Here is an 8,878-nt window from a genome sequence, read left to right as displayed (position 1 = left end):
GGCTTAAACAAGCTGGCGGAGGCGAGACCCTAATATGATTACAGCAACCAGCAAAAAAATAATCGAGCAAGCAGCTTTGTTCATTGGCGAAGCTTATTTCGAGTTAGGCAAGAGCGAGCAGGAAGCGAAGCATAGGATCGAAGAGGCTACCCGGGAAATTGAACAGACTGGCTATTATACACATACTTACGAAGAACTAAAGCATGGGGCAAAAATGGCTTGGCGCAACAACRACCGATGTATCGGCCGTTTATTTTGGCAGTCGTTAGAAGTATTTGATGCTCGTCATGTTAGTGATGAAGCTGAAGCGGCTGAAAGTATTATTCAACATATGAAATTTGCTACGAACAATGGACGTATACGTCCAGCAATTACGATCCTCCCTCCAAGTCATACTCCTAATCGTATTCGTATTTGGAATCATCAGCTTGTCCGTTATGCGGGATATAGAAGCGATAAAGAAGTTATTGGCGACTCTGCTTCTTTGTCATTTACAGCAGCGTGTGAGAAGCTAGGATGGAAGGGCGCCGGCTCAAGATTCGATCTACTGCCACTTGTTATTCAGAAAGGGAAACAAACGGCTAATTGGTTTGCGTTGCCTGAAGAAGCTGTATTAGAAGTACCACTTACTCATCCTGAGAATGATGCGTTCGAGCAGCTTGGTCTACGTTGGTATGCAGTGCCGTTTGTTTCGGATATGGAGCTCGAAATAGGCGGGATATCGTATACGGCTGCCCCTTTTAATGGCTGGTATATGGGTACTGAGATCGGAGCTAGGAACTTAGCTGATGCTGAGCGATATAACCAGCTGCCGAAGGTTGCCGCTTTATTTGGATACAATACAACGACGAATACGTCGTTATGGAAGGACAAATCGTTAATTGAGCTCAATATCGCTGTGCTTCATTCGTTTAAGATGAACGGTGTGAGTATCGTCGATCATCATACAGCAGCTGAGCAATTTCAACGCTTTGACAAGCAGGAGCAGGATAATGGCAGAATGGTCACCGGACGCTGGTCATGGCTTATTCCGCCAATGTCGCCAGCTACGACAGGAATTTGGAACCGGAGCTATGATGACACCGAGCGGAGTCCAGCTTATCGTCACCAGGAAGCACCTTACCCTATTTTATAATGTAACGATTTATAACTATTTTAAAGTAAGACAATCATAATCATGGGGGAATTATAAACGTGGATTTCAATTTGCAATATTTATCCTTTTTCGTCATTCATACCGATGGTGAAGAAAGTGCATCCTCTTCCGGCAAGCGGTTTAAGCATTATCAAACATTAGATGAGGACACCTATGAAGACAGTGAAATTCAACGATTTCTGGACGGAGAGTTTAAGCGAATTGTCAAAAGAAAAGTTGAACGCAACCCGAATACAGCGGGGGCGCCAACGAAGATTGGCCGGTTCATGGTCGAGCCCGGTTATGAATTAGGAAGCAATCAAAACTACAATTTGTTTCAACGACTTCGCGATGCGGATTCGAAGGAACGATTTATTGGTATAGCGGACGAGCTGGTTCGGATCTATATGGATACGAGCGCAGTCAGAGGTGGCGCATTTATTTTAGCGCTATCCAAACTTAATACGTATTTCGATGAACCGTTTTTGTTTTTGCTAAAATGTGACTTTGAACCGAAAATTGCTCGGATTTCTGATGAGCGCAGCTTAATATCGCAAGTAGAAATGGCGATAAGCGCGCGCAGTATGAAGTCCATTCAGTATCCTCATATGCCGGAGGAAGGCTCGCTTGACCATTGGGAGCTGAAAATTCATCAGGCGTCGCACGCAAGGTATTTTGAGGACTTCTTAAAATATGTTTCCTATGAAAAACCGCTGCCTGAAGTAATTGGTGAGCAGGTTGTTGAAATGGTACATCAGTATATAGCCGACAAATGGCAAGAGGACGAGAGCTCGGAGCGTAGAGAAGAAGAAAATGCTGTAGAGGTTTGGGCGTTAAGCGAGAAGCGGGATCTGCAGGAATGGTGGTCCAAAGAGCAGGTAGAGGTTGCCGCAGCCGCATTAGTCGAGCAAAAGCCGGATTTGCCGTTCTCTTTCAAGCTGGATAGTGTAACAGTCAAAGGATTGCTCGCAGACTTCGGCGATTCCATTCATTTTGCCAAGCACAATGGTCGTTACCTTGTCGTGATTGAAGGGGATGCCTTCCAATTCGATAAAGGGATGTCACCGGTAGAGCTGCTGCAGCCGCCTGATTTAATTGATGTAATGCCGCTAATAGGCAGCAAGCAGCCAGCTGATCAGATGGAACCGCCACTGAATCTTGGTATTTCGGATGGAGACTCTAATACGGATGATAGCTGGGAAGAGTAATGTGATTGGGATGTATTGAAAACCTAAATAAGGGAGACGATGTATAAGTGGACAACTTATTTTTTATAGAAATCGGCATGGGGTGCGACCTTCACGGTCAAAATATTACGAAAGCAGCAGTTCGTGCGGTGCAAAATGCAATTCATCACAATTCAATGCCGGGTCTAAGATCAGTCCTGCCAGGCGGCAGCTTGGACAATATGAAGGTGCGCGTTAAGCTGGCGCTGCCTTGCGACCGGGAGCTGCTAGATATTGAACAGGTGAAGGCTGTTTTGCCATACGGACAAGTGACTGTGGAACTGGTAGACGGAGGAATGCTTACGTCAAGCGGCATTGTTCTACCAGATAAAGACGATAAAAACGACTTGATTTATATCGTTAATGCGTCTGTAGAGGTCGGCTACTAATATACACACCCCCTTGCAAGAGGGAGACTAAGATGGTTTTAAAACTGGTTATATTTGCTGCTCTGCTCATCTTTACGGCTTTCTTTGTGGCAACAGAGTTCGCTATTATACGTATGCGTTCTAGTCGCGTTAATCAGATGGTAGCGGAAGGCATTAAAAATGCCAAAGCAGTAGAAGAAGTGACAAAAAATCTTGACGGTTATTTGTCTGCTTGTCAGCTTGGCATCACGATTACAGCGCTTGGACTTGGCTGGCTAGGCGAACCAACAATTGAACAAATTCTGCATCCGATATTTGATCGATTAGAGATTCAGGGTGAGCTTAGCTCATGGCTGTCTTTTATAATCTCCTTTGTATTGGTGACGTATTTGCATGTTGTGTTAGGTGAGCTCGCACCAAAAACGGTTGCTATAATTAAATCGGAGCAAATTAGTCAAATCACTGCACCCATTATCATTATCTTCTATAAAGTGATGTTTCCGTTTATTTGGCTGCTTAATGGTTCGGCGAATGCTCTAATACGCTTATTGGGTTTTAAACCAGCTAATGAGCATGAGGCACATTCGGAGGAAGAGATCCGAATTATTTTGTCAGAGAGCTACGAGAGCGGCAAAATTAACAAGAGTGAATATGGTTATGTGAGCAAAATCTTCGACTTTGATGAACGGCTTGCACGTGAAATTATGGTTCCTCGAACAGACATGGTTTGCTTATATATAGATCAGTCACGTGAAGAGAACGTATCGATTATTATGAAAGAGCAGTACACCAGATTTCCTGTTGCAAAAGGCAGCAAGGATAATATAATCGGTATTTTGAATACGAAGAAGTTTTTTCTACGCTATGAAAGAGATCGTGAGTTAGATGTTGCTACGCTGCTTCAGCCGGTTATGTCGGTTCCTGAAGTGACTCCAATAAAGAAGCTATTAAAAAATATGCAGCAAGAGCGTGTACATATAGCAGTGCTGCTCGATGAATATGGCGGTACGGCTGGAATTGTCACGATCGAGGATATCATTGAAGAAATAGTTGGTGAAATCCGAGATGAGTTTGATACGGATGAGGTTAAGGAAATTGAAGTCATCGAATCGCAGCGTTATTTGGTAAATGGGAATGCGTCTATTAGCGATTTGAATGAAATTGCAGGTACAGATTTGGACAACGAAGACGTTGATTCAGTCGGAGGCTGGCTGTTTAACCAAAACCCAGAACTGACTGTCGGAAAACCGTGGAAGTATCATGATACGACTTTCATTATTCGTGAGCGAGATGATAATCGAATTCGGAAAATTGAAATTATGACCGACTTTCCAGAAAGTGAAATGGATACATTCGGACATGCATAGGCATAAGTGGAGGAACGTGGCCGGTACTCGAAAGTGTTATTACCAAGCATGCGATTGAAACAGCTTTTTCCTATCAAAGTGTTAATAATTACGAGTGAGTTTTAAGTTTTTATTATCTACCGCTTACATGAAAGTGGACATCAGACCTGTAAATTGGAGGTCATCAGATGTTCGCTTTTTTTATTTTATAGAACTTTTTATAAATATCGGCGTTTATAATTTAGATGGGAGTAGAGGTTGAAAGGTATTTGAAAGGAATAACTATAATTGTATGGACACGATTATTGATATAACTAGATATCAGAACATACGTTCGTGGTATGTGAAAGAGGCATTAAGCACCAATATCGAGCTTAAACTCGCGAAATTAACATTAAATATGTCTGTAAGCTCAAAAAATGGGTTTAAAATCGCGGAATACGTTCCAGATATCAATAAAGGGGCGCTGTAAGATTCAAATTTCGAGCTTACAGTTACAAAATGGTCTTAAAAGATGACTTTAAGCCTGAAAATGGCACTTACAGGTACAGAACATATGTTCTATCTGCGTGAAAATGGCATTTTTTTCTCGGAATAAGCGTTCTTCTCATGAAAAAACCAGTCAATGCAGCTTAATAGCCTCCAATAGGTCGCTAATAGCTTCGTTGACTGGTTTGATTTATTACTTTTAAAGCTCAGCTTCATTACGTAGCATCTTTTTGTCCAAAACAAATGTACCAAATGGAAGGAAAGACGCAATAAATGCAATGACAACTTTCAAAAACGACCAGCGATGTTTGATCCAAACATGTAGTAATGCAAAAGCATAAAGGACGAATAATGCCCCATGCAATCCGCCTACAATGGTGACAGGCTCATGAATGTCTGCCAAGTACTTGAGCGGCATAGCGATAAATAGGAGTACCAAAAATGAAATGCCTTCAAAAATGCCGATTATTCGAAATCTTCCTATAGCTGTTTTTAACAAGTGATTACCTCCAAATATTATTTAGTTTCTATGCTAGACTTACGTCGCTCTAACCCATTCCATAGTAATTGTACAATTTCCTTAGCTACTTGCTCGACTGTCTTTTGTTCATTTATTATCTCTTTGCGATTACGAACGCTTAGCATAGCCGTAAATACATGTGCAAGCAGCAATGGATCACTTGCAACAATTTCGCCCTCATTCATGGCTTTCTGGAAAACCTCAGCAACTAGCTCGTGAAGAGCATTCTCGCTGTCACGAATCTTCTTCACTTGTTCCTCACTAAGTCCAGCCGACGCTTCTCTCATCATCGTTTCAAACTCTACATGTGCATTTTGCATATGCCGCTCAGCAACAGTTAGCAGCCTTTCTTGGAGAGTACCAGGCCCATTAATGATGGTTGAGGTTTGGTCATTAGCCATTTTCAATACAAAGAGTAGACATTCCGTAAACAGCTCTGCTTYGTTGTTGAAATAATAATAGACGCTGGCCTTCGTCACGCCACAACGCTTTGCGACATCCTTCAAAGATACTTTCTCATAACCGAGGTCCATAAAAAGGTATGCAGCGGTGCGTAAAATTAGCGTCTCGGTTTGAATGGTATCAGAGCCTTTAGGCCTACCAGGCTTACGTTTGGGCTGCTCAGCACTCATCGCATTGCCCTCCATTTATCATTTTGACAAGAGTTTGATTGATTAATTAACCTTTGAGTACATATAATTAAATCAATACACTATTTATTTTATATGAAAAAGAAGTAGAAGTGAAATGGAGGATATGTATAATGATTGACAAGTTTGCTGGAATGATCGCTGGACCTCGAACACGTTGGGTAACATTAGTGGCATGATCAAATGCCTCTTCCTGCTTTGAAAAATTCGCTTCTGAGGATGATACTACGCTTGTTCAACCGATTTCCTTCGATGAGAACTCAGAGACGGAAGTTCTAAAGGAAAACATAGAAGAAATTAAAACAATTGTACAGCAAGCTTCTGGTGCAGATCCTTTTAAGGTAGCGATAGATGACACATCCGCTCTCAGCGTCCGAGTAAGCGGTCCTGCAGGAATCTCGGTTGATGCAACAGAGTTATTTRGTGGAGCAGATACCTCACTTCTTTTTGCGACAGTATTCATAGTTCTTATCTTACTTCTGCTCATATACCGCTCACCAATACTAGCCATTATACTGCTCATTGGAGTTGGCTTTGCATATGCTGTAACAGGACCACTGCTAGGTTGGATGGCAGACATAGGGTGGATTACAGTGGATGGTCAAGCGATCTCGATTATGACTGTGCTGCTTTTTGGAGCGGGAACCGATTACTGCCTGTTCTTCATCTCACATTTCCGCCAAGAGCTTACTCGTGAAAATGATAAAATGAAAGCATTAAGGCTTGCATTCAAAGACGCCTCTGGCGCGATCGCAATGAGCGGCTTTACKGTCGTCCTGTCATTGCTAGCTTTGCTTGCTGCCAAATATGGTTCACTTTTACGCTTCGCTATACCGTTTAGCTTGTCTATTTTTATTATGGGCATCGCTAGCTTAACGTTAGTACCAGCACTATTAGCTATTCTGGGCCGCGCATCGTTCTATCCATTCATCCCGCGTACTGAGCAAATGGAACGAGCACGTGCTTCAAAGAGGAATAAGTCTTACCGTGCACCTAAAACGGAAAATAAACTGGGTATGAAAGTCGGTAACATGGTCGTTTCCAAGCCGTGGACGGTCGTTATATCTTGTGTTTTAGTACTTAGCGTTATGGCCGTTTTCTCAACACAAGTAAAATTTAATTATGATATTTTATCCTCATTTCCGAAAGATATGGCCTCAAGGGAAGGCTTTGATGTTATTTCCAAAGCATTCACACCAGGAGAGCTTGCACCGATTACGGTCGTAGCTCAGACAGATGGTAAAACGGTTGATATAGCAGAGAAGCTGGCAGCTGTTCGGCTAGTTGATCATGTTCAGGAGCCTAAGCCAAGCAAGGATGATCCAAACTTAGTATCCTACACCGTCATACTGGACATAAATCCGTACTCAAGGGAAGCGATGGATACAATTCCTTTACTTCAAAAGGCTGCTGAGTTCGCACTTACTAATGCGAGTGTTGACAATGTGGACGATAAAGTGTGGGTTGGCGGACAAACTGCAACGCAATATGACACGGAACAGCTAACGGACCGTGATAATCGAGTCATTATTCCATTAGTTATCACACTTATTATGCTGTTGCTGCTTATCTACTTAAGATCGATTACTGCAACGCTTTATCTAGTAGCAACTGTATTACTGTCTTACGCTGCGGCACTCGGTCTCGGATGGATTATCCTGCATTATTTGATGGGGGTAGATGCGATACAGGGTGCAATTCCGCTTTATGCTTTCGTATTTCTTATCGCTCTAGGTGAAAATTACAATATCTTTATGATCTCAAGCATCTGGAAAAAACGAAAAACAATGCCTTTGAAGCAGGCTATTAAAGAAGGGGTCGGCGAAACAGGCGGAGTCATTACATCAGCGGGATTAATTCTGGCTGCTACGTTCTCCGTTCTTGCGACGTTGCCTATTCAGGTATTAGTCCAATTCGGTTTGATTACGGCAATCGGTGTGTTAATGGATACGTTTATCGTACGCCCATTTCTAGTACCAGCAATAACAACGCTGCTTGGCAAGGGCGCCTTTTGGCCAAGTAAAGCAGCACTTATTGAAGAACCAAAACAGGTGAAAAAGTCAATCAATTAATAGGTAAACGTTGAAAATGAGGGTTATCCTGCTTCCAGCATAAGCTGAAAATGGGATAGCCCTCTTTTTTAAGTTGAAGAGGATGCAACTTTTTCCCAAATGATGTCGTCTTACCTATGATATGGAAGTAGTTTGATTGAGACAGAAAGAAGGGGTGCCTGATGAGAAACAGGTTGCGTTGGTTTACTTTTTTTGTTGCTTTTTTTATCCTATCAGCGGTTGGAAGTTTTTTTGCGTTTTCTAACGAAGCATACGCATGTTCATGTGTAGAGCCTGGAACGATACAGGATAGGAAAGAACAAAACGATGCTGTATTTGAAGGGAAAGTAGTCAGTATTAAACAAACCTCCAGCTTGTTATTCAATTCTCCAGGAAAAATCAAGAAAGCTACCTTTGAGGTAAATCAGGTATGGAAAGGGCATGTGACGTCGAGAATTGAAGTCATCACTGCACTACATGAAGATAGCTGTGGATTCAATTTTAAAGAGGGAGAACGTTATATTGTTTATGCAAGTTCTAGTGGGAGTGCGTTAGAAACAGGCTTATGCAGCGGTATAACGCTACAAAGTGAAGCAAGTGAGCATGTGACTGCACTTGGGAGCGGTTCGATCCCTAGAAATCTTACAGTTGATCCCGATCAAACATTCGGTATGTCATTTAATTTAATAATTACGATCATTTGTTCCGTTTGTTTGCTCGGGATTGTATTTATTGTTTACCGTAGGAATAAAAAAACTAAATCAAAAACATAGCAACGATTGTCGTTACAGTGAGTCCAATAATAACCGGCTTTAAATTACGGCGAGCTAGCTCGAAGGGATCTACACCGCAAATAGCAGCAGCAGGTATGAGCGCCCAAGGGATGATCGTACCGCCTCCGACCCAGATCGCTGCGACTTGGCCGAGTGCAGTTAAGGTAGCAATTCCTGAGCCGATAGCATGACCGAATAGCTGTGCTATAGAACCTGCGAGCGAAATCCCTGAGAAGCCAGAGCCATCAAGGCCGGTTACAGCACCTACAACCGTTAATGTAATCGATCCGATATATCCATTTACCGGCACTACATGTGCT

8 protein-coding genes and 1 pseudogene are annotated in these 8,878 nt (G+C 42.4%); 6 read left to right on the top strand and 3 right to left on the bottom strand.

Annotation, left to right across the window (positions count from 1 at the left end; all coding sequences use genetic code 11):
* Positions 1–34 precede the first annotated feature (34 nt).
* Genes AC1DWN_RS21165 through AC1DWN_RS21150 form a run of 4 tightly spaced genes read left to right on the top strand, consistent with a single transcriptional unit; the run spans position 35 to position 4,096 of the window.
* Entirely contained in the window at positions 35–1,135 is a 1,101-nt protein-coding gene (locus tag AC1DWN_RS21165; protein WP_477560884.1) for a nitric oxide synthase oxygenase, read from the top strand.
* Between the two features lie 59 nt (positions 1,136–1,194).
* On the top strand, positions 1,195–2,343 hold the full coding sequence (locus AC1DWN_RS21160; protein WP_477560883.1) for a DUF3900 domain-containing protein: 1,149 nt from the start codon (positions 1,195–1,197) through the stop codon (positions 2,341–2,343).
* A 47-nt stretch (positions 2,344–2,390) separates the two neighbouring features.
* Positions 2,391–2,750 carry a Lin0512 family protein gene (locus tag AC1DWN_RS21155; protein ID WP_477560882.1) on the top strand — a complete coding sequence of 120 codons (360 nt, stop codon included), beginning with the start codon at positions 2,391–2,393 and terminating at the stop codon, positions 2,748–2,750.
* 32 nt (positions 2,751–2,782) lie between these two features.
* Positions 2,783–4,096, top strand: coding sequence for a hemolysin family protein (locus tag AC1DWN_RS21150; RefSeq protein ID WP_477560881.1), 1,314 nt, complete (start codon positions 2,783–2,785; stop codon positions 4,094–4,096).
* 667 nt (positions 4,097–4,763) lie between these two features.
* On the opposite strand, the gene AC1DWN_RS21145 is transcribed toward AC1DWN_RS21150, so the two are convergent.
* Together AC1DWN_RS21145 and AC1DWN_RS21140 are read right to left on the bottom strand one after the other, a co-directional pair.
* Positions 4,764–5,063: a DUF3817 domain-containing protein gene (locus AC1DWN_RS21145; RefSeq protein ID WP_477560880.1), complete on the bottom strand. Its 300-nt coding sequence runs from the start codon at positions 5,061–5,063 to the stop codon at positions 4,764–4,766.
* Positions 5,064–5,080: 17 nt separating this feature from the next.
* Positions 5,081–5,716 (bottom strand): TetR/AcrR family transcriptional regulator, encoded by a 636-nt coding sequence (locus AC1DWN_RS21140; protein ID WP_477560879.1) that lies wholly within the window; start codon positions 5,714–5,716, stop codon positions 5,081–5,083.
* A gap of 260 nt (positions 5,717–5,976) precedes the next feature.
* Here AC1DWN_RS21140 and AC1DWN_RS21135 point away from each other — a divergent pair, with 260 nt between their 5' ends.
* Both AC1DWN_RS21135 and AC1DWN_RS21130 read left to right on the top strand, forming a co-directional pair.
* Positions 5,977–7,806, top strand: coding sequence for an MMPL family transporter (locus tag AC1DWN_RS21135; protein WP_477560885.1), 1,830 nt, complete (start codon positions 5,977–5,979; stop codon positions 7,804–7,806).
* A 161-nt stretch (positions 7,807–7,967) separates the two neighbouring features.
* The gene (locus AC1DWN_RS21130) at positions 7,968–8,558 is read left to right on the top strand and encodes a hypothetical protein (RefSeq protein WP_477560878.1); all 591 of its coding nucleotides are present in this window, start codon (positions 7,968–7,970) and stop codon (positions 8,556–8,558) included.
* Here the strand turns inward: AC1DWN_RS21130 and AC1DWN_RS21125 are convergent.
* A pseudogene (locus tag AC1DWN_RS21125) lies at positions 8,542–8,878 on the bottom strand (hypothetical protein); the annotation flags it as partial. The gene AC1DWN_RS21130 and the pseudogene AC1DWN_RS21125 overlap by 17 nt on opposite strands.

It is taken from the genome of Paenibacillus sp. P4_A7, assembly GCF_056402455.1.
Note: the sequence above shows the minus strand (reverse complement) of the source record. Positions and strands in the feature narration are given on the sequence as shown.

Coding starts and splice junctions, on each gene's coding strand:
- AC1DWN_RS21150 (WP_477560881.1), top strand. CDS start 2,783: ATGGTTTTAAAACTGGTTATATTTGCTGCTCTGCTCATCTTTACGGCT.
- AC1DWN_RS21130 (WP_477560878.1), top strand. CDS start 7,968: ATGAGAAACAGGTTGCGTTGGTTTACTTTTTTTGTTGCTTTTTTTATC.